16 protein-coding genes are annotated in these 21,750 nt (G+C 54.9%); 7 read left to right on the top strand and 9 right to left on the bottom strand.

Annotated features, from left to right (window positions below):
- Nucleotides 1–34: 34 nt before the first annotated feature.
- On the bottom strand, nucleotides 35–1,849 hold the full coding sequence (locus tag R0J87_RS06005; RefSeq protein ID WP_498884999.1) for an NAD(P)-binding domain-containing protein: 1,815 nt from the start codon (nucleotides 1,847–1,849) through the stop codon (nucleotides 35–37).
- 288 nt (nucleotides 1,850–2,137) lie between these two features.
- On the opposite strand from R0J87_RS06005, the gene R0J87_RS06000 reads away from it, so the two are divergent.
- The 5 genes from R0J87_RS06000 to R0J87_RS05980 all read left to right on the top strand — a co-directional run bounded on the left by R0J87_RS06000 (nucleotide 2,138) and on the right by R0J87_RS05980 (nucleotide 9,355).
- On the top strand, nucleotides 2,138–4,111 hold the full coding sequence (locus R0J87_RS06000; RefSeq protein WP_498884998.1) for a sigma-54-dependent Fis family transcriptional regulator: 1,974 nt from the start codon (nucleotides 2,138–2,140) through the stop codon (nucleotides 4,109–4,111).
- Nucleotides 4,112–4,348: 237 nt separating this feature from the next.
- A complete protein-coding gene (locus tag R0J87_RS05995) occupies nucleotides 4,349–6,199 on the top strand; it encodes a TonB-dependent receptor domain-containing protein (RefSeq protein ID WP_498884996.1) in 1,851 nt (616 codons plus the stop codon).
- Nucleotides 6,200–6,215: 16 nt separating this feature from the next.
- Nucleotides 6,216–7,214: an MBL fold metallo-hydrolase gene (locus tag R0J87_RS05990; RefSeq protein WP_498884994.1), complete on the top strand. Its 999-nt coding sequence runs from the start codon at nucleotides 6,216–6,218 to the stop codon at nucleotides 7,212–7,214.
- A 104-nt stretch (nucleotides 7,215–7,318) separates the two neighbouring features.
- Nucleotides 7,319–8,173 carry an AAA family ATPase gene (locus R0J87_RS05985; RefSeq protein WP_498884992.1) on the top strand — a complete coding sequence of 285 codons (855 nt, stop codon included), beginning with the start codon at nucleotides 7,319–7,321 and terminating at the stop codon, nucleotides 8,171–8,173.
- A gap of 3 nt (nucleotides 8,174–8,176) precedes the next feature.
- Nucleotides 8,177–9,355 carry a vWA domain-containing protein gene (locus R0J87_RS05980; RefSeq protein ID WP_498884990.1) on the top strand — a complete coding sequence of 393 codons (1,179 nt, stop codon included), beginning with the start codon at nucleotides 8,177–8,179 and terminating at the stop codon, nucleotides 9,353–9,355.
- An 85-nt stretch (nucleotides 9,356–9,440) separates the two neighbouring features.
- Here R0J87_RS05980 and R0J87_RS05975 read toward each other — a convergent pair whose 3' ends face one another.
- The 6 genes from R0J87_RS05975 to R0J87_RS05950 form a co-directional block, all read right to left on the bottom strand.
- Nucleotides 9,441–9,968, bottom strand: coding sequence for a cytochrome b (locus tag R0J87_RS05975; protein ID WP_498884988.1), 528 nt, complete (start codon nucleotides 9,966–9,968; stop codon nucleotides 9,441–9,443).
- A gap of 113 nt (nucleotides 9,969–10,081) precedes the next feature.
- Nucleotides 10,082–10,642 carry a hypothetical protein gene (locus R0J87_RS05970; RefSeq protein WP_498884986.1) on the bottom strand — a complete coding sequence of 187 codons (561 nt, stop codon included), beginning with the start codon at nucleotides 10,640–10,642 and terminating at the stop codon, nucleotides 10,082–10,084.
- Between the two features lie 109 nt (nucleotides 10,643–10,751).
- Complete coding sequence (locus tag R0J87_RS05965; RefSeq protein WP_498884984.1) at nucleotides 10,752–12,908, bottom strand: TRAP transporter permease; 2,157 nt, start codon at nucleotides 12,906–12,908, stop codon at nucleotides 10,752–10,754.
- Between the two features lie 78 nt (nucleotides 12,909–12,986).
- The gene (locus R0J87_RS05960; protein WP_498884983.1) at nucleotides 12,987–13,961 is read right to left on the bottom strand and encodes a TAXI family TRAP transporter solute-binding subunit; all 975 of its coding nucleotides are present in this window, start codon (nucleotides 13,959–13,961) and stop codon (nucleotides 12,987–12,989) included.
- A 74-nt stretch (nucleotides 13,962–14,035) separates the two neighbouring features.
- Nucleotides 14,036–15,214: a glycerate kinase gene (locus R0J87_RS05955; RefSeq protein WP_498884981.1), complete on the bottom strand. Its 1,179-nt coding sequence runs from the start codon at nucleotides 15,212–15,214 to the stop codon at nucleotides 14,036–14,038.
- 9 nt (nucleotides 15,215–15,223) lie between these two features.
- Nucleotides 15,224–16,288 (bottom strand): tartrate dehydrogenase, encoded by a 1,065-nt coding sequence (locus tag R0J87_RS05950; RefSeq protein ID WP_498884980.1) that lies wholly within the window; start codon nucleotides 16,286–16,288, stop codon nucleotides 15,224–15,226.
- Nucleotides 16,289–16,403: 115 nt separating this feature from the next.
- Here R0J87_RS05950 and R0J87_RS05945 point away from each other — a divergent pair, with 115 nt between their 5' ends.
- Nucleotides 16,404–17,303 (top strand): LysR family transcriptional regulator, encoded by a 900-nt coding sequence (locus R0J87_RS05945; RefSeq protein ID WP_498884978.1) that lies wholly within the window; start codon nucleotides 16,404–16,406, stop codon nucleotides 17,301–17,303.
- 87 nt (nucleotides 17,304–17,390) lie between these two features.
- On the top strand, nucleotides 17,391–17,795 hold the full coding sequence (locus R0J87_RS05940) for a RidA family protein (RefSeq protein ID WP_498884976.1): 405 nt from the start codon (nucleotides 17,391–17,393) through the stop codon (nucleotides 17,793–17,795).
- Nucleotides 17,796–17,803: 8 nt separating this feature from the next.
- Here the strand turns inward: R0J87_RS05940 and R0J87_RS05935 are convergent, their stop codons facing one another.
- On the bottom strand, nucleotides 17,804–19,249 hold the full coding sequence (locus R0J87_RS05935) for a cobyric acid synthase (protein ID WP_498884975.1): 1,446 nt from the start codon (nucleotides 19,247–19,249) through the stop codon (nucleotides 17,804–17,806).
- Nucleotides 19,250–19,259: 10 nt separating this feature from the next.
- Nucleotides 19,260–21,452: a S8 family serine peptidase gene (locus R0J87_RS05930; RefSeq protein ID WP_498884973.1), complete on the bottom strand. Its 2,193-nt coding sequence runs from the start codon at nucleotides 21,450–21,452 to the stop codon at nucleotides 19,260–19,262.
- Nucleotides 21,453–21,750: the final 298 nt, after the last annotated feature.

Below are 21,750 nucleotides of genomic sequence, written 5' to 3'. Positions count from 1 at the left end.
TGTTAAGACGAATGCCCTTTAAGACGTATAGCTTTTAAGACGAATGATGAACCGGCTGCAGCCCATAGACAGGCGTTGGAAGCCCTTCCATGCGAGCCTTTAACTGCAGCGCCAAGTAGTGGGAGTAGTGCCGAGACTGATGTAGGTTGCCGCCATGGAACCACAGCGCTTCCTGCTGGGTGGGCTTCCACATATTACGTAGCTCGCCCTCCCAAGGGCCGGGGTCTTTGGTGGTGTCAGAGCCTAAGCCCCAGCATTTACCCACTTTATCGGCCACTTCCTGAGAGATAAGCCGTGCCGCCCAGCCGTTCATCGAGCCATAGCCGGTGGCGTACACAATGAGGTCTGCCGGTAGCTCGCTACCATCGGTCAAGGTAATGGAGTGGGGATTAATACGCTCAATACCGACACCGCTGCGCAGCTTGATATCGCCATTGGCGACCAGATCGCAGGCACCCACATCGATGTAGTAACCCGAGCCACGGCGCAGGTATTTCAAAAACAGGCCAGACTCATCGTCACCGAAATCGAGCATAAAGCCCGCGTCTTCCAGCCGTTGGTAAAACTCAGCATCGCGCTGCTTAATCGCCTCAAACGCCGGACGTTGGAAGTCAGGCAGCACTTTGTAAGGAATGGAAGCAAAGATCAGATCGGCCTTTTCATGGGTAAGCCCGCCTGCCACCGCCTCTTCGGAGTAGAGCGGCCCCAGCACTTCTTCCATCAATGAATCCGATTTAACGATATGGGTCGAGGAGCGCTGGAGCATGGTGACATCGGCATCGTGCTCCCAGAGCGCGGCGGCAATATCGTGAGCCGAGTTATTCGAACCAATAATCACGCACTTTTTGCCTGCGTAAGCATCCGGCCCAGGGTGCTGGCTGGAGTGCTGCTGCTCGCCCTCGAAGCTCTCCGCGCCTGCAAACTTGGGCACGTTGGGCATACCGGACATCCCGGTAGCCATCACCAGCTGTTTCGGGCGTAGCGTGATCTCTTCGCCGTTGCGCTTCACGTTCACGATCCACTCGCCTGCGGCTTCATCGAAGCGTGCATTGTCGCAGGTCGTGGAACTCCAATAATTGAGCTCCATCACCTTTGTGTACATTTCCAGCCAGTCGCCCACTTTGTCTTTCGGGGCAAACACCGGCCAGTTCTCCGGGAAAGGAATGTAGGGCAGGTGGTCGTACCATACCGGGTCGTGCAGGCAGAGGGATTTATAGCGCTTGCGCCAGGAGTCCCCTGCACGCTCGTTGCGCTCAATGATGATGGTGGGCACGCCCATCTGCTTTAGCCGCGCACCCAGGCCAATGCCGCCTTGGCCACCGCCTATCACCACACAGTAGGGCTGCTTTGTGTAACCAAGCTCGGCTTCCTCGCGTTCGCGGGCTTCCAGCCAGGTTTCCCGCTGTTTGTTGGCCCCGTGCTCGGCCCCTTTAGGGCGGTGTTGGTTGCGGGGTTCAGGGAAGTCATTCAGCGCCTGCATGGTGGTCAGCAGTGTCCAACATTTGCCGTTCTTCAGGCGCACATAGCCTTTTCCGCTGGCAATGGCTGTTTTGAAGGTGAACCACGCCTCAACGGTATCGCCATTTTCGCTGGCCTCCCCGTCAAGCTGCCACTGGGTGGGCTGGGTATTGGCCAGCGTGGCATTGAGCATGGCCTGGATTTCCTCCTTGCCTTCGCAGGTTTTTAGATTCCAGGTAAACGCCAGAAAGTCGCGCCAGTAGCATTCGTCGTTGAATAGCGTCAGCACGCGCTGACTATCGCGTGCCTGCAGCGCTTCATCAAAATCATGAAGCCATGCGTTGACGGTGCTGGTAGCGCTGGATGGGGTACTTACCTCTGTGTGAGTCATCGCGGGTACTCCAAGGTCGTTGTTATTGTTGAACTGTCGATAAGACACTCAACCCTAAGCACCCGCCGTGCCAAATGCGCCAAATAGTCAATAAACGATTGAAAAATATAAGCAATCAAACATCCACACACCGCTATAAAACAGCGCAAACCGCGTACACCTGTCACGCCGTGTGTACGGCGAACGTTACAGGTGTAACGCACGACTAACGGCGTAACGCAGCCTCGTTGACACCGCCGGCAAAGCGCATAGGCTGGAAGTACAACAATAATTGTGTGTGGATTCGCCATGCCAACGCCATCACTGCCACCGACACGCTTGGCCTCCGCGCAGCGCCAGCATATCGAGCACATCTTCCAGCTAGGTGAAGGGCTGGATGCGCCGCAGCTTCCGGCAAAGGCCACCATCCGTCGCTCTTGGCTGCGTTGCCTCAACGAGTACCAACTCGACCCCACGCAGCCACGCCCTGCCCGGGTGGTGCCCCAGCAAACCTTGATCGAGCACCGGGAATCCGTTGATGAGCTGCTGCACGTTGCCCGCGCCGGGGTGGATCAGCTCTACGGGCAAATCGCCCAGCTCGGCTACGTGCTGCTACTCACCGACCATCGCGGCATTACCGTGGAGTTTCGCGGCAACCCCAATCAAGACCAGCAGCTACGCAAAGCGGGCCTCTATTTAGGTGCCGACTGGGACGAGCGCTTCGCAGGCACATGTGCCGTAGGTACCTGCCTGCACGACCGCCAAGCGATCATTTGCCACCGCCAGGAGCACTTCGACGCCACGCATATCTCACTTACCTGCACCGCCGCCCCCATCGCCGACCCGCAAGGCAACGTGATGGCCGTGCTGGATATCTCTGCGCTGCAATCGCCCACTCAGCATGAGAGCCAGAACTTCAGCCTCTCGCTGGTCACCCTCTACGCCCGCATGATTGAAGACGCCTACTTCCTGCAGCGCTACCGCGACTGCCTGATGGTGCGCTTAGATACCTCGCGGGAGTTTGTGCATGTGAACGGGCGTGGGCTTATCGCGATAGAAGAGAACGGCCAGGTGATTGCCGCCAATGCCGTCGGCCGCGAATTGATCAGTGCGCACCAACGCCGCTGGCCACCGTGGTCTGCCCACCACGCGCCGATGCTCAGCGAGCTGTTTGAGTGCGAAATTGCCGATGTGCTGAGCATCAACAGCGCAACCAACGACCAGCTCAGGGCGTTTCGCGCCCGCGCCAGCAACGCCATCTACTTTATTAGCCTGCTGGAGCCGCGCAGGCCGCGCATCGCACCACTCGGTAAGCCCGCCTCTTCGCTGCCAACAGCGCTAGAACGGCTGGGGGCCGACGACCCCGCCATACGTAAAGTGCAGAAGCTGGCCGAACGGCTGCGTAACGAAGCCAGTGTGAACGTGCTGATCAGCGGCGAAACCGGCACCGGCAAAGAAGTGGTTGCCCGTGCGCTGCACGATAGCGGCAACCGCGCTAAAGGCCCCTTTGTGGCGGTGAACTGTGCAGCGATTCCCGAAGCGCTGATTGAGAGCGAACTGTTCGGCTATGAACCCGGCGCGTTTACCGGCGGGCGGGCAAAAGGCATGCGCGGGCTGATCCCCCAGGCCCACGGCGGCACGCTGTTTTTAGATGAGATCGGCGATATGCCGCTGGCGCTGCAAACCCGCCTGCTACGCGTACTCGCCGAGCGGGAAGTAATGCCGCTGGGGGCGAACAAACCGGAAAAAGTCGACATTCGGGTAATCACCGCTACCCACCGCCACATCGACACCATGATTGCGCAGGGCGAGTTTCGTGAAGACCTCTACTACCGCCTGAACGGTGCCCAACTGCGCTTACCACCGCTGCGCGAACGCGCCGACAAGCTCTACGTTATTCGCCAAGTTTTCAGCGATGTGGTGAGCGAGCGCGGCGCAAGCTCCGCCCCTCGGCTACGCGCCGACGCCATCAGCGCCCTACTTGCCTACGCCTGGCCCGGCAATATTCGTCAGCTTAAAAACGCTCTGGCGTTTGCACTCGCCACCGCCGAGAGTGATGAAATCACCGTGTACGATCTACCCGAACAGTGCCTCAGCCAGCGCATTACCCACACGCCTACGCCCCCCGCGCCTGAAAGCGAGGCCGCCGATCGCCATCTCGTGGCACGGCTGCAGCAACACCACTGGAACATTAGCGCCGTGGCACGCGAGCTGGGGGTTTCACGACCAACGGTGTATCGGCAAATGCAGCGCCAAGGCATCGTGCCGCCGAACAAGGCCTAGTGATGAAAAACTCTAAAGCCTGCTAACTGTCGCTTAAAGCGCAACATCTCGTTCCTGCACCTTTAATTGAAATAAGAATTAATATCAAATAGAGTAAACCTTTATTTTTCTCCCAATTGACTGCTTGAGAATCCACTGGTGACTCGACACTGTTTTTTTACTCCGACTCCGCTGGCGATTTCTGCTCTTTTGCCTATCAGTGTATTGATATCGTTGAAGGCCACTGCCGAAGAAAGTATGACCTTATCAGAGGTCGTCGTTTCTGCTTCAGGCTACGAGCAGTCTGTTGCGGATGCGCCTGCTTCAATTAGCGTTATCACCCGCGAATCGCTAGAGCAACGCGCTTATCGAGACATCACGGATGCACTGAGCGATGTACCAGGTGTCGTGGTGACGGGTGGTGGCGACGGAGAAGATGTCAGCCTAAGAGGTATGCCAGTGCAGTACACGCTGTGGTTGGTAGATGGACGGCGCCAATCTACACGCGAAACCCAGCCCAATGGTGGCGGCGGTTTTCAGAAGGACTGGCTTCCTCCCCTCTCTGCCATTGAGCGGATCGAGGTCATTCGCGGGCCGATGTCGACTTTATACGGCTCAGAAGCATTAGGCGGTGTCATTAATATCATCACGCGCCGCGTATCCGATGAGTGGAGCGGCAACCTACGCCTTGAAACTACCTATCAAGAAAACCGAGCATCAGGGGATGAACACCAGCAGCAGCTGTACCTCAGTGGACCGCTGATTCAAGATACCTTAGGGCTCCGCTTGCAAGGCCAGTTCCAAAAGCGCGAAGAAGACCGCATTGTGCGCGGCTATGCAGGACGTGAGTTTCATAACTTGTCCGCGCGATTCTCTTGGACGCCCCATCAAGACCACGATATCGACGTTGAAGTAGGCCGCCAAGCGCAAGAACGAACATTCCGCCCAGGCTTCTCTCAGGCAGGATCCAGCGCGTCGTCTACCGACAATGAGCGTGAATATATCTCTGCATCCCATCAAGGCCGTTGGAGCCACTTCACCTCAGACTCTTATCTCCAGCAGGAAACCGGCTACAACCGAGGCCGGAACATCGAAATTAACAATACCGTTTTCGATTCACGCGTCGTGGTGCCGTTAGGCGCTCATTTCGTGACGGCTGGCGTCAACTATGAGCATGAACAGCTCAATGACACGACGTCCAATGCAAACGCATCGCTTACCGAAATCACCCAATCTCAGTGGGCCATCTTTGTAGAAGATGAATGGATGCTGGCTGACACAGTGTCAGTCACCGGTGGCCTGCGGCTAGATGACAACGAGAGCTTTGGTAATCATTTGAGCCCGAGGCTGTACGGCGTTTGGCACTTCCAACCAGAATGGACCCTAAAAGGTGGCGTTTCCACAGGTTACCGTGCTCCTAATCTACGCGACTTGACACCGGGCTGGGTGCAAGCCAGCCGTGGAGGAGATATCTATGGCAACCCAAACCTTCAGCCTGAAACCTCGGTGAACCATGAAGTTGGTTTGCTTTACCAAGGTGATAGCGGTATCAGTGCGAACGTGACAGCGTTCTATAACGACTTCAACGACAAAATCAGCCGGGCTGCCTGCCCAAGTGACATTTGTCTCAATGGCCCCAATCAAGCAGGAGCTGATCCTACTTACAACATCAATATCGATAAAGCGGTCACCCAAGGGGTCGAGGCAGGTGTAACCCATGCGCTGACTCCCTCGCTTAATTTGCAGGCTAGCTACACCTATACCGATTCAGAGCAGCGTAGCGGCGAGAATGCCGGACAACCGCTCACTCAATTGCCAACACACTTACTGAACGCAGGTGTCGATTGGCAAGCAAACGCAGACTTGGGCATTTGGACACGCTACAGCTTCCGTGGCAAAGAAAGTCAGCCCACTACGCTAGACACCAGTCGTGCGGTCAGAGCTCCCTCTTACGCCACCTGGGATACCGGCGCACGCTGGTCTTTTGCGCCCAACATGCAAGTAATGCTGGGCGTTTATAACCTCTTTGATAAAGAAATCGGTCAGGATAGCTTCGGCTATATCGAAGACGGGCGTCGCTACTGGACTGGCCTCAATATTGATTTCTAAATACGGATACACCGCGATGAAAACATCATTACTATCAGCCTTACTTACCGTCGGCATAAGCCAAGCGGCCATGGCAGAGCCAGGGATGCCCCTGGCCGAGGCCATTGCACAACGCGGCCTGTCAGCAGGTGAAGGGCATACAGGCCTTCACAGCCTATGCGATCTTACAATGACCATGCGCGTTGCCGGACAACGCTCCGCGGGTGCTGATAATCGTCGCCATGAGCATCGGGAAGAGCGCACGCCTCCAGAAGCGATGCCGACTCGAGTCTTTGATAATCTGTACTTTGTAGGACATCGAGGCGTCACAAGTTGGGCGGTCACCACTGATGAAGGCATCGTGTTGATCGATGCAATGAATAATGATGAAGAAGCCAAGGCTTTTATTGAACAAGGGCTTATCGCGTTGGGCCTGGACCCCAATGATATTACGCACCTCATCATCACTCATGCCCACGGGGATCATTACGGCGGACAACAGTATTTAGTGGACAACTTCACTCCTCGCGTGCTTATGGCAGAAGCAGACTGGGCGGCTTTGGAACAAGAAGAACTCAGCGTTAGCAACCCACGCTGGGGAGAACCGCCCCTAAGGGATATCACCGTGGCCGACGGTGACGTGCTGAGTCTAGGAGATACAGACATTTCCATGTACGTCACGCCAGGCCATACAGCCGGGACACTGTCGCTGATTTTCCCTGTTCATGATGGCAACGACACGCATTACGTCGGGCTATGGGGCGGCACCGGGTTCAACTTCGGCCCAGATGAGGCACGGCTTCGCGAGTACTCAGCATCAGGTGCTCGCTTTCGTCATTTAGCGGAAGCCGCAAACGTGGATGTTTTCCTGTCCAACCATGCTCGACGTGATAACAGCATTGAACGTATCGAGCTGCTAATCCAACGCGCCTCAGATGAGCCACACCCCTTTGTCACTGACGATGCACTGGGTGCGTTTGACTTGTTCAGCGACTGCGCTCTTGCTCAAGCCGAACGTCTGAGAGCCGAACGCTAAGCTCAGCACGCACCTGCCCAGGCCTGCTTGGCTTGGGCACCTTGCCTCACGTACACTTGTTTGAATCTGATATTCACCACGTTTTTAACAAGCCGAGGCCTACTATGGCGTTTGACTCCACTTCTTCGTATATCGCAACCCATGCGCTTAAACAGGCGGTGAATGCTGCCGTGGTGCTTGAGCGCCCGCTGCTGATCAAAGGCGAGCCGGGCACCGGCAAAACCTTATTAGCAGAAGAGCTGGCAGAATCCCTCGGCACCAAGCTGATCACTTGGCACATCAAATCCAGCACCAAAGCTGCCCAAGGGCTGTATGAGTACGATGCGGTGAGCCGCCTGCGGGATTCACAGCTAGGTGTAGAAGGTGTTGAGAACGTCGCTAACTACATCAAGCCCGGCAAACTGTGGGAAGCCTTTACCGCCGATAAGCGGGTGGTACTGCTGATTGATGAAATCGACAAGGCGGATATCGAATTCCCCAACGACCTGCTCCAAGAGCTGGGCCGTATGGAGTTTCACGTCTACGAAACCGGTGAAACTATCCGCGCCGAAAAGCGCCCGATTATCGTCATCACCTCCAATAACGAAAAAGAACTGCCGGATGCTTTTCTGCGCCGCTGCTTTTTCCACTACATCGAATTCCCCGACCGCGAGACCATGCAGGCGATTGTGGATGTTCACTTCCCGAGCATCGCCCCGAAACTGGTCAGCGAAGCACTGGAGGTTTTCTTTGACCTGCGCAGCGCCCCAGGGCTGAAGAAAAAGCCCTCAACCTCAGAGCTGGTCGACTGGCTCAAGCTGTTGATGGCCGACGAGCTGGCGCAAGAAGCGCTCTACCATCGCGACCCCGCCAAAGCGCTGCCGCCCATGGCCGGTGCGCTGGTCAAAAATGAGCAGGATACCCACCTGCTTGAACGCCTGGCCTTTATGATGCGTCGCCAGAAGAACAACGGGCGCTAAGCCATGTTTATCGGCTTATTTGAAACCCTCAAGCGCGCGGGCGTACCTGTTTCACTGCGGGAGCTGTTAGACCTTCACGCCGTGGTCGAGCGGGGCGTGGTGTTTGCCGATATGGAGGCGTTTTATCAGGTGGCGCGTACGGTGATGGTCAAAGATGAGCGCCACTTTGACCGCTTCGATCGCGCCTTTGCCGCTTGGTTTAAGGGCCTTGAGGACATGGACGCCGCCATCGAAGCGCTGATTCCTGGTGAGTGGCTGCGCCGCGAGTTCGAAAAACAGCTCACCGACGAAGAGAAAGCCAAGATCGAGTCTCTCGGTGGCTTAGAGGAACTCATCGAGACCTTTAAGAAACGCCTGGAGGAGCAGAAAGAGCGCCACGCGGGCGGCAATAAGTGGATTGGTACCGGCGGCACCAGTCCGTTTGGGGCTTACGGCTACAACCCAGAAGGCATTCGCATCGGGCAGGATGGCTCACGCCATCGGCGCGCTACCAAGGTGTGGGATGAGCGGCGCTTTCGGGATTACGATGACTCGCTGGAGCTGGGCACCCGTAATATCAAAATGGCCCTGCGGCGGCTGCGCAAATTCGCCCGCCAAGGGGCGTTAGAAGAGTTCGACGTGGATAGCACCATCCGTGAAACCGCCAAGGATGCCGGGCTGCTCAACGTTCAGATGCGCCCAGAGCGCCACAATGCAGTCAAAGTGCTGCTGTTTCTGGACGTAGGCGGCTCGATGGATGACCACATTCGCGTCTGTGAAGAGCTATTCTCGGCGGCCCGCTCTGAGTTTAAGCACCTAGAGCATTTCTACTTTCATAACTGCCTGTATGAAGGTGTGTGGAGAAATAATCAGCGCCGTGGCAACGAACGCATCCCTACCATGGACGTACTGCACACCTACGGCGCAGATTACCAGGTGGTGATCGTAGGCGACGCCGCCATGTCGCCTTACGAGGTAACGCACCGCGGCGGCAGCGTCGAGCACTTTAATGACGAAGCCGGCGGCGTGTGGCTCAAACGCTTGGCCGAGAAATTCCCCCGTTTAGCCTGGCTAAACCCGATGCCTCCCAGGGCTTGGGAGTACACCTACTCCACCCAGTTGATCCGCGAACTCATCGACGACCGTATGTACCCGATGACGCTGGAAGGCCTGGAAACCGCCATGCGCGAATTGGCGAAGTAGCGTTGGCCCAGGCAGCAACAATAGCAGCAACAAAAACGGCGCACCCAGTGGGTGCGCCGTTGCGCATATTGCAACGCCTAAATGGCTAAGCCATGCGCGTCATAATGCTGTGGTTGGTCAGCCTGCGGTGCAATACCGCCATCGCGATATGGCCTACCACCAAGGCTAACAGCGCCCAACCCAGCTCGCCGTGTAACAAGCCGCCCAAGTTAGTCATCCACTCGATGCGCTCGCCACCGCCCGCCATCAGATTAATGCCCAACACATCCAGCGCACGGCCCGAGCCGTACTGGCGAATCAGCGCAATCGCAGGCACGGCGATCATCAAACCGTAAAGCGCCAAGTGGCCAAGCTTTGCCATCACGCTTACCGCTGGCGGACGCCGTGACGCATTCATCACCGCCCACACAGCGCGAATCACAACGAGCGCCATTAACACAACACCCACTTGGCTATGGGTACCCCAAAGGAAACCTTCAATCGCCGTATCTTCTAAAAACACTCTGGCGGCAGCACTACTAAATTGCCACACAAACAGCAGCGCCATTCCCCAATGTAATACCCGACTCACCAGTCCGTAACGCGTAGAGCTGTCCATCACTGTTAGTGCCATCTGTTATTCCTCTTAATCAACGTTAAACGATGGCACTATTTTACCCGGCACAGCTCACCAGATCATGACAACAGCGAGGAAGTTGGTTGCAAAAAATGGAACACTGCGTTGCATCAAAGCGTCGCAGGCACGCTATTGATCCCGGCCAAAAATGCCTCTTTAGCCTGAGCAAACGCAGCCGCATCGTGTTTAAAGCGCCGCAAAATCAGCGCTTCATCCAGCGCTAACGTGGGCGATAGCGCCTCGACGCTTTTGGCAGGATGGCGGGCCGACAGGCCAATATGTTGGCCGTTATCCGCCGCTAGCCAGCGTTTGAACCCACACTGCTGATAAAACGTCTTCTCGTTTTCATCCTGAACATCAATGCGCAGCGGTGCTTTAAGGCTTAACTCACTGAGTAAACGCGCTTTCGCGCCCTCTGCAAACTCGCAGGCATGGGTCACGGTCATGCCCTGGCCCGCTTCATCAAGCACCAGCAGGGCTAGCGCCAGCGGCTTGCCCGCACCGTCCACACCCGCCAAAAGGCGTGCGCCTTCTTGGGCAAACAGCACATTTTTAGTACCGGTAAACACTACCAGCGGCGTTAGGCCTGCCTGCTGGCCATACACCTCAGCACATAGCTTGGCCAAACACGCATCACGCGGCTCACTCTGACTTACATGGACTACCTTCATAACGCTCTCTCGTTGCGTTCAATCACCCCGCCACTTCTTTACCTTACAACAAGCGCTGGCGAGCTATAAAAGCCCGCCAGCGTAGAGCAAAGCGCGTGATGACACCAGTTTAACTGGGAGATTTTGCCATTGAACGAGAGGCGACAAGCTGCGTTGTCAGTACGATACTTCCTAACCCAATACCCAATAAATCCGTCATCCAGCCACCGGCGATCATCGCCAGCGCTGCTAATAGAAGAATCAGGCGCTGCAAAACATTCGCGCGTCCACTCATAAAGTAGCCTTGTACCGCCGCCGCCAGCAGGTAAATCCCAATGCTCGCCGTGATCACTACCCGGAGGATTTCCCACCAGTGACCATCCATCAACAGCGCAGGGCTGTAGAAGAAAATAAATGGAACAATGAACGCAGATAGCCCGAACTTAAACGATGTCATGGCCGTTTTAAGAGGATCCGTATTGGCAATGGCAGAGGCTGCATAGCCTGCCAAGGCCACTGGCGGAGTAATCGCAGAGAGCACGGCATAATAAAAAACAAAGAAATGGGCCACCAGCGGTGGAATACCAATTTGCTGCAATCCGGGTGCTACCACGGAAGCAGCGACGGCATAGGCGGCTGTCGTAGGCATGCCCATTCCCAGCAAAATAGAAATACACATAGCGAAAAAGAGCGCTAGAAAATGGCTAGCATCAGCAATGCCTAGCAGCATTGAAGCAAACCGCGCGCCAACGCCCGTTAATGAGATCACCCCTACAATAATGCCCGCACAGGCACATACGGCAATCAATGGAACCGCCATACGGGCACCCAAGGAAAGCGCATTAAGCAAGGCCTTAGGTCCCATCCAGTGAGGAGTGAACCAGGAAACCACCGCTGCACTGATCATGGCCAGCGTGCCCGCACGAATGACGGAGTAGCCCATAAATAGCGTGCCAACCAGAATGATGATGGGTAAAAATAGGTAGACCTGCTTCACCATATCTTTAAAAACAGGCAGTTGGTCTTTTGCCAAGCCCTGCATGCCATCTCGACGGGCCTCCAGATCCACCATCAAATAAATAGATAGAAAATAGAGCCCGGCAGGGATTAAAGCGGCAATGGCGATATCGGTATAAGGAATACCGGTAATTTCAGCCATAATAAAGGCACCAGCGCCCATAATGGGCGGTACGATTTGTCCGCCCGTAGACGCGGCCGCCTCAATCCCCCCTGCGCTGCGCGGGTGATACCCCACACGCTTCATGAGCGGAATAGTCAGCGAACCAGTGGCTACCACGTTGCCCGCAGACGTTCCGTTGATCATCCCCATTAAACCAGATGCAAAGACGGCTACTTTGGCAGGCCCACCACGGGAGCGCCCCGCTGCAGCAAAGGCAAAATTGACAAAGTAGTCACCCACCTTGGACGCTTGTAAAAACGCGGCAAAGGTAATGAATAGAATGATATACGTTGACGACACCGCCGTTGTCGGGCCAAGAATCCCATTGTCGGTATAGAGATAGGAGAAGAAGCGCGGTGCGCCATAGCCCTGATGCTCAAGAATGCCAGGCAGTAACGGTCCAGCAAACGCATACACCAAAAACACCCCGGTGATGACAATCAATGCTAGCCCCGCTACGCGACGCGTTAACTCCATAATCAACGCAACACCAACAACGGACACAAGCAGTTCCGTTTGGCCCACTAGTGGCATACCTGCCACCATACGCCAGCGATCAATAACAAAGATTAAGTAAGCAGCGACCAAAATAGAAGCCACCATCAACATCCAATCAGCCCAGTGAATATGTTTATCATCACTGCGCCACGTCCAACTACTGAGAAGTGCGCATGTCGTAGCGATGACTAATGCCCAACTAAGCTGATATAAGGGCGCGGTCACTGATGCAACTTCCTGCATATCTCGCAACCACCAGGCATATACCATGCATAGCGCTGCGTAACCAAGAGCAGTACCACTAATAGCTAACGCTAGCCACTCAGTGGCTGAACGTCGATGGACCTGGGTGTCACGTTCAAGCGTCACAGCGGCAGTTAAAGCAAACCCAACTACCAAGCCCCCAGCAACGTGAAGTATCCGAAATGTCCAAGTCTCGATGGGCGAGACATTCAAGGCATATAGGTGCATTGAGGTAAACAAAACACACGCAAGGAAAATAATGCTGCCGGTCATCCCGGACAGCAGCCGTTCGTTATGGGCAACGGGCACATCCGACACACTATCGGTGCGGATGATGGGCTGCACTTCTGAAGTATTGTTACTCATGCTGTCCTACCTTCTAGGCCGACTGAGCCTGGGGATGAAGGCGTGCGAGTTATACCCGCACGCAATATGCCGTTTTAATTAACCTTTCAAATCGTCGTCAATCTCTACGCCATTTTCTTCAAACCAGCGGACAGCTCCCGGATGCCAGGGAATAAAAGCGTTGTGCTTAGCGTTCTCAGGTAGCGTTTCAATAGCAGCGCCATGTACCTGCATCATCCGGTCGTTATTCTCCATCACCGCCTTCGTCACTTCATACACCAGCGAATCAGGCATATCTTTATGCGTAATGGCAACGTTCCACAGCGATACCGCAGAGGTATCCTCTTCTAAGCTGCTATAAATAGAGGCAGGTATCACGGAAGCAGACAGTTCAGGGAACTGCTCGGCAAATACGGCGATTTCATTGGGGGAAAACGAGAAAATATTGACATCAGCCTGAGCTTCTAGCTGACTAAATGCAGATACCGGCATGCCAGAAGCAAAGGCAAACGCATCTAGCAATCCATCCTGTACCTGCCCCGCTTGATCGGCTGCTCCGGCATTACGTGTCTCGACGTCCAAACCTAAAGCATCAAAAAGCTGGGGATAATACAGATCCCCGGTACCGCCAGCAGGGCCAATCCCCACCGTTTTGCCATCTAAATCAGCGATGGACTCAATTCCGGAACTTTCTAGAGCAATCACCTGAAGGGCGGTCTGGTACATCGGAAATACTGCCCGAATGTCAGTATGCTCGACACCTGGAGCCAGGGCACTTTCACCAACCCAAGCTTGGTAAGCAGGCCCCATGGTCACCATACCGAACTCGTGTTCACCCATTTGCACTAGCGTCACGTTTTGGACTGGCCCACCGGTGACCTCTGCTCCGAAATTGGCGCCAGTCGCCTCACTGGCTATATTTCCCCAACCCGAGCCATAGATGTAATAGGTCGCACCTTGGCTACCGGTACCAATCGTAAGACTGTTTGGCCAATCACTACGATCATCAGCAAGGGCGTTGCCCGCAACGGCAGTGAACAATGCACTCGTTAAAAGTGTTGTGAACGTTTTCATAGGAATACTCCATTAATGTTGTTGTCACTGTTGCTATGAATGCTGCGTTCGTTATGTAGAAAAGAATAAAGTCATCATGAGTTAGCGTGAGAAAACACCTCCTTGGGTAGGTTATTTAATTGATTCACCGTCATTAATCGCGCCAACGCTTCACAGCGATCTTCAATCAGCTTGTTGGTGTGAGCGATGGCATCCACTAATAAGACAGGGCCGTCTACCAGTGAAAATGCAGCAGTAACACCCGCTTGATAGGCATTCTGCCAGCCGTCACCTAAACTGCCTGCAAGCACCACGACGGGAACACCTTGTACCGCCGCTGCTTTAGAGACGCCAATAGGCGTTTTCCCGGCAAGACTCTGCCCATCTAGCCGACCTTCTCCCGTCACCACCCAATCGCATTTCTTTAAAAGGCAATCAAATTGGCAATGCCTCATGACAAGCTCGATACCAGGCGTTAGCTCGGCACCCAACGCAACCTGGGCAGCGAACCCCATTCCCCCGGCCGCGCCCGCACCAGGAAAATCGACCAATGGCTTATCCAGCGCCAGACAAAGACACCGTGCAAAGTTCGCTAATGCGCGATCCAACCTTGTGACCGAGCCAGCTGCGACTCCTTTTTGTGGACCAAAAATCGCGGTGGCCCCGTTTTGACCGAGCAAAGGGTTACTAACATCCACCGCAGCAGTAAATGACACGCTGGCAAGCCTAGGATCTAGCGCATCCAGCGCCACGCGCTGAACCCTTTCCAGTGCGGCGGCTCCTAAAGGCAGGCAGTGGCCCTCTGCATCCAGAAGCTGTGCGCCTAGGGCCGTTAACATGCCTGCACCGGCGTCGTTGGTAGCGCTTCCTCCTAACGTCAACACAATATGCTGAACCTGTTTGTCCAGCGCTTCGCGGATAAGCTGGCCAACGCCAAAGGTGCTAGCACGCTCCACAGCACCTGGCTTGCTCGCCATATCAGCACATAACCCACTTGCCTGCGCCAGTTCTATAAATGCCGTCGCATTCTGCTCATCCCACCCCCACGCCGCCTGATGCTCACAACCATATGCGTCAATGACAGAACGCGTTTGCCGCGTGGCATAACCGCTGACTAACAGAACATCCAATGTTCCTTCTCCACCATCAGCAAGCGGGCATTGAGTAATCTGAGCATCGGGGCAGCCGCGCTTGAAACCACGCGCCATGGCTGCAGCGGCTTCAGTCGCGCTAAGCGATCCTTTATAGCTATCTGGCGCTATCAAAATGTTCATGACGATAGCTTACGCCTGGCTTTCAATATCAGAACAAATAGCGAGAGTGACATCGTGGGTAGTAGCCGTACCTCCAAGATCCTTGGTCTGTAATCCTGAAGCCGTTAGACGCTCAATGGCTGCCATAAGACGCTCAGCGGCTAACTGTTCGCCCAGATGCTCCAGCATCATGACCGCGGTCCAAAAAGAACCCACAGGGTTGGCTATGCCCTGGCCCGCAATGTCAAAGGCAGAACCGTGGATGGGCTCAAACATCGAGGGGAATTGTCGTTCTGGATTAAGGTTTGCCGTAGGAGCAATCCCTAAGCTGCCTGAAAGCGCAGCGGCTAAATCGGAGAGAATATCGGCATGCAAATTAGTCGCTACCACCACGTCAAGCGTTTCAGGTTTCAACACCATGCGCGTAGTCACCGCATCCACCAACTCACGGTCAATGGAAACATCGGGATACTCTTTGGCCACTTCAAAAAAGATTTCATCCCACAGCACCATACCGTGTCGTTGTGCATTGGATTTAGTAACCAGAGTAAGCTGTTTACGGGGCCGACTTTGGGCCATCTTGAAGGCAAAACGGTGGATACGCTCGATACCTTTGCGAGAGAAAATCGACACTTCTGTCGCTACTTCGTCCGGTAGTCCGCGGTGAACGCGACCACCATTACCTGAATACTCACCCTCGCTGTTTTCACGAATAATCACCCAGTCAATCTTGTCAGCATGCTGTAACCGACTGTTGACTCCCGGTAATACACGAGCAGGGCGCACATTGGCGTATTGGTCAAAACCCTGACAAATAGCTAACCGCAGCTCCCAAAGTGAAATATGGTCTGGCACCTGTTGACTGCCCACAGCACCAAAGTAAATAGCATCAAACGTCGCTAATTTTTCTAGGCCGCCCTCGGGAATATACTGGCCTTGATCCAGATAGCGCTGAGAACTCCAGTCAAACTCTTCAAAATTAAAGGTAAAGTCACCGCTCTTCTTCGCCAGCGCTTCAAGCACTTTTTTACCAGCGCCAATTACTTCTGTACCGATACCATCACCAGGGATGACTGCCACGTTATGTGTACGCATTGGATGCTCCTGCTTGTTAAGGACTTATTGCTAGGGACTGAACGCATCCTAGGTGACATCATAAGAATTCGGCAATAAACTCAGAGTTAATTTAGATATAACCTGAGAGTTAACAATGAGCAGCGTATCTGAACTCGATTTTTTTATTTTACTTTGCGCGGAAGGCAGTATTTCAAACGCTGCGAAAGCGCTGGACATTTCTTCGGCGGCGGCTAGCAAACGGCTAGCCCAAATTGAAAAAAACATGGGTTGTCAGCTAGTTATTCGATCTACAAGAGCGATGAGCCTCACTAGCAGCGGGCAGCTATATCTTGAATATGCTCAGAAAATTAGCCGTGAAATGGAGACGATGCGACGTGCGATCCGCCAGCAGAGCACTGGCGCAGAAGGCACAATACGGATTAATGCACCGTTTGGATTTGGACGAAAGTATATGGCAGATGCCATCTCACATTTTGTGCGTGACTATCCACAAATTGACTGCCAGCTCTATTTAACGGATCACCCAGTAAATCTCATTGAGCGCTCATTTGATGTGTGCATCCGTTTTGGCAACTTACCTGACTCCACCCTGCACGCCCGTAAATTGGTCACCCACCAACGGTGGCTATGTGCGGCTCCTCGCTATTTAAAAAAAGCGGGCACCCCTGAACATCCACGTGAGCTTGCTCAGCATAATTGTTTATTTTTACGTCAAAACGATGACACCTATGGCAACTGGACATTTATCAAAGAGAACGAGCATCACCACGTCAAAGTGGCTGGTTCGCTAAGCGCTAACGATGGTGAAACCGTTTTACACTGGACACTGCAAGGGATGGGCGTGACGGTTAGGGCAGAGTGGGATGTTGTGAAGCATTTGAAAAGCGGCAAGCTGATTCGCTTACTGCCTGACTACGCTTTACCTAACGCTGATATTTATGCGGTTTATCCTTACAGCCAATACACGCCGATTCGAGTGCGGTTGCTCATAGATTTTTTAGCAGAGTATTTTCGCAAACCACTGGATTTTTAACTGCTACTCATTATTGAACGACTCAAAAAGTAACGAGTCAGACGTTGTCAGGCTGCTTTATTTGAGCCTTAATGCCAAGGAGAGCACATGACACAGTTCATCAACGACCCTACCCTGCCAAAACCCAGTTTTCCGGGTAGTCACATGGTAGTTGACGATCACTATATCTTTATTTCTGGCCTAACAGTCGCCGACCTTTCCAACGGCAGCGCCTCCCGTGGCGATGTCAAAGAAGAGACCCGATTAGTGATGCGCGAGCTGGAACGTATGCTGGTGCAAGAAGGTAGCCGTCTAGCGGACGTGGTTCGCGTGGATGTTCACCTCACTGACCTAAAACAGATCAATGCGCTAGACAGCATCTACGCCGAATTTTTTGAGCCGGGCCACTACCCTGCGCGCACTTGTACTGAATCACCCCACATTTGCGGTGCCAGTACCGTGGAAATCACGCTGATGGCAAAGCGACCTAAGAAAGACCTCGCAGCGGAATAGCCCTACTATCATTTTAACCATGCCAACACCGCTTCAATATCCAAGTGCGCTTCTAGCGTATCGGCCAAGCGCTCCAAGGCTTGTTCGCGGTGGGCGTTGTAATCGACGCTGCCTGCCTTGGCTAGCCCAAGCTTGGTGAGGAGCGCTTGGCAGGCTTCTGGGTGGTCAAACAGGCCGTGTAGGTAAGTGCCCATCACTTGACCATCCTCGCTGATGGCCCCATCCAAGTGGGTGCCTACATCGAAGAGTGGCCTGCTCAGGGCGGGGCCTTCGCTAACACCGTTATGAATCTCGTACCCATCTACCTTTGCCTCTTCCCCTACCAACACGCCGCTCACGTTGCGAAGCTGTTTGCCCGCTACCATGCGAGTCGTCAGCGGTAATAGCCCCAACCCGGCCACCTTTCCAGGAGCACCTTCCAGCCCGTCGGGGTCATCCACCCACTCCCCCAACATTTGAAAACCGCCGCAAATGCCCAGCACTTTGCCGCCGTAGCGCAGATGGCGAGTAATCGCCGCGTCCCAGCCCTGGCGCTTTAACCAAGCTAAGTCGCTGGCGGTGCTTTTACTGCCGGGAAGTACGATGACATCAGCGGGGGGAATGGTCTGGTCGGGGCCGATAAAGCTAAGCGATACCTGAGGGTGCAGGCGCAGCGGGTCGAAATCGGTGTGGTTACTGATGCGCGGCAGTGCGGGAACGATAACCTTGATCGTTTGGCTCTCTTTCTCCGCCTGCACAGTGCCGATGCTATCTTCGGCATCCAGCAGCAGCCCTTGCAGATACGGCAGCGTGCCCAGCACCGGCTTTTGAGTGCGCGCTTCCAACCACTCAAGCCCTGGCTCCAGCAGCGCAATATCGCCCCGAAAACGGTTGATGATAAAACCTTTGGTGCGAGCCTGTTCGCTGTCACTCAGTAGCGCCAGCGTGCCGACCAGTTGAGCAAACACGCCGCCACGGTCAATATCGCCCACCAGCAGTACCGGGCAGTCAGCGGCCTCGGCAAAGCCCATATTGGCAATATCGCCTTTGCGCAGGTTGATTTCCGCCGGGCTGCCTGCCCCTTCGGCAATAATCACATCGAAACGGCTTTCCAGCGCCTGCCACGCTGCCATCACGCTCTCTTGGGCCGTACGCTTGAAGGCGTGGTAGTCCAGCGCGTCCATATGGCCGTACACCTTACCGCGCAGAATCACCTGGGCACCCCGGTCGGTTTCCGGCTTTAGCAGTACCGGGTTCATATCGCTATGGGGAGTAACGCCCGCCGCCTGCGCCTGTAGCGCAGTGGAGCGGCCAATCTCGCCGCCATCGCTGGTCACCGCACTGTTCAGCGCCATGTTTTGCGGCTTAAACGGGGCCACCGAGATACCCCGGCGCTTGAGAACGCGGCAAAGCCCGGCCACCACGGTGCTTTTACCCGCATCCGAGGTGGTACCTTGAATCATTAATGTGGTCATGACACACCTATTACCAAGCGTAGGTGTAGTTTATCATGGCCGCTGTGTCGCTCGGTGCGTCAGCGTCGTGGCCCGGCTCTCGGGTGTGCAGCAGGTTGAACTGCCACTGGCTGCGCTCACTGGTAGCAAATCCATAGCCCAGCTCGATATCAAGCTGACGGCCCGACGGCTCCAGAGACGCGCTTCGCGTTTCACGCACCACGCTGCCATCCAAGCGGCGCCCTACGGGCACATCGAAGCTCGCCGTGGCGGTGTCTATACGCAGCGGCTGACGCAGGGTCAGCGCCCAGCGCTCGGCGCGCTCGCCTTCCCCTTGCCACTGTAGCCCCAGCGCCATTTGCTGGGCGCGCATGCCGTTCACGCTGGTCAAAAGGCCGCTACCCGACGCGCTCCCCTGCCCCTGCTCAAATTCAGCAAAACCGCGAAAGCCATCCATTTGAGCTTGCACACTGATGCCCGCAAAACGCATCTGATTATCGTCGCCTAAGCCCAATGCACCGTTGCCGCTAGCGCCCAGTAGTCCCTGCTGCTCGGTAAGCTGGCCGACGTAGCTGTCGATACTCAGCCATGGAGCGATTTGCCATGCCAAACCTACGTCCGAGCGCTGCGCTTGATAGTCGCTGGCCGCATCGTCAGCCATATTTCCCGCCCAATGAGAGGCCGTCATGCTGAGCCGTTCCCCCAGCGCATAGCGGGTTTCTACGCCGTCAACACTCTCGAAGGCATTGGTTAGCGCCGACCCTGCTTGAAACGAGATCATCGGCATCACGCCTAGTTCGGCGTAGCTGCCCATGGGGCTGGGCTGGTCGCCCGAAAAACGAAAGGCGCTGAGCTGCGCATTGCCAAAGGTGCCGTCGAAACGGCTGGCCAACAGCTCACCGAAGGCCGTGGTGCTGGTGGAGAAACGATAGTTGCCTTCAATCGCCGTCTGAGTAGTGGCGTGCGATGGGGAGGCGCTTGCCATCTGCTGCATCTGATCGCGAAGCTGCGTGGCCCGCGCGGTGCGGGGCTGCGTATTGCGCCCTAAATCAATGGCGTAATCTCGGCCCAGCGCGTCAAAGGCCACCACGTTCTCTAACACGCCAGACGCTGCGACCGCATCGCCATAGGCATCGGAAAGCTGCAGGTAAGAGACATCGGCTAGCGCGCCACCGTCGTCCACTCGCTGGCTTTGGCTAACGACCAGATCGCCTTCCGGGGCCAGGGCTGCGTCAATATCGGCAATGCCTTGGCCCAAGTAGAACGCGCCACAGTTCAACGTGCCGCTCGCGCCGCAGTTATTCTGCTGAAACAGAGCGCTCTCCTGGCTCGCCGTGTCGAGAAGCCGCTGGCTCGCCTGCTGTGCAGAAAGGTGCGGCCACTGGCCCACAATACCAGCAGCGTACTCGGAAATGCGTGCAGCAGAAATCGACGTGCCCTGTGCACCTACGTCGCGGTTTACAAAATCAGTCGCTATGGTGCGTGATTGCAGCTGAGCATCGTCTCCTGGGTAGCTACTCGAAGGGTGAATATCGCCATTTGCCCGGGTGCCAACAGCAATGAGCATCATCTCGTAAAGCCCAGGTTGGCTGGTGTAAATAGGCTTGCCTTGAGTATCGATAGCACGCCCAGTATTACCGGCACTGATCACGTAAATCGCGCCTTTGCCGCCGTTGGCATCGACGACGCGCTGATAGGAAGTCGCCGATGTCACTCCATTAAAAGAGAGCCGAGGGTCGCTGGCCTCTAAACGACGTGAAAAACTAGCGTTAATGACCCGCGCACCACGGCTGGCCGCTTCACCTACAGCGTAATCGAGTGCACTACTAAGGGTGTTACCTAGGCTATCTTCTACTTTCAGTAGGTCTAATCGGGCATTACCCAAAGTACCGCCGGTGATGGCCGAAGTGACGGCATTACCATGCCACTCATCTACCCCACTTACATCCGTTGAACCGGTATACACATCTAAGCTGCCGATCACACGCTCACTGTTAGTGATACTGGCAACATTGAAGGCACTGTCTGTGACCGCTACTCGAACGAGCCCAGGCTTTAATGCCTCAGCAGAGTTATAGTTCATATTTTCAGGAGAGAGACTTTGAGGGGTATGCACTCCTTGGCTGCCATCGCCTCCGCCACCGCCGCTTGAACCACATCCAGCTAATGAAAGAGTCCCCAGCGCGATCCCTACCGCTAGGAAGAGTGGCCGACGCTCAAACATGGCGGCCTCCCGAGAACAAAATAAAAGAGAGCATATGGTTCGTTACCAGTGTCGATGCAGGGGATGAGATGCATCGGCATTAAATAATGATAAAAGCCACTAAGCAAGCTAAAAAAAGAATGACTTGCGCATAATAAAAAGACCCTAACGAGACTTTAGAAAGTATGAAATAAAAGATAGCTAATTAATTAATAAATCAACAAAACTATCTAATAAACCAACTTGGCCGCAGAAACTGAGTGCAACACCTGAGCATTTCGCTAAGGTGTTGTCCCATGTCTTACCTCGAACTCAGTAT

Origin of the sequence: Halomonas sp. SIMBA_159 (assembly GCF_046536035.1) — a bacterium.
GTDB classification, from domain to species: Bacteria; Pseudomonadota; Gammaproteobacteria; order Pseudomonadales; family Halomonadaceae; genus Vreelandella; species Vreelandella venusta_A.
The sequence above is the reverse complement of the archived record's forward strand: the minus strand, read 5'-3'. Positions and strand labels throughout refer to the sequence as shown.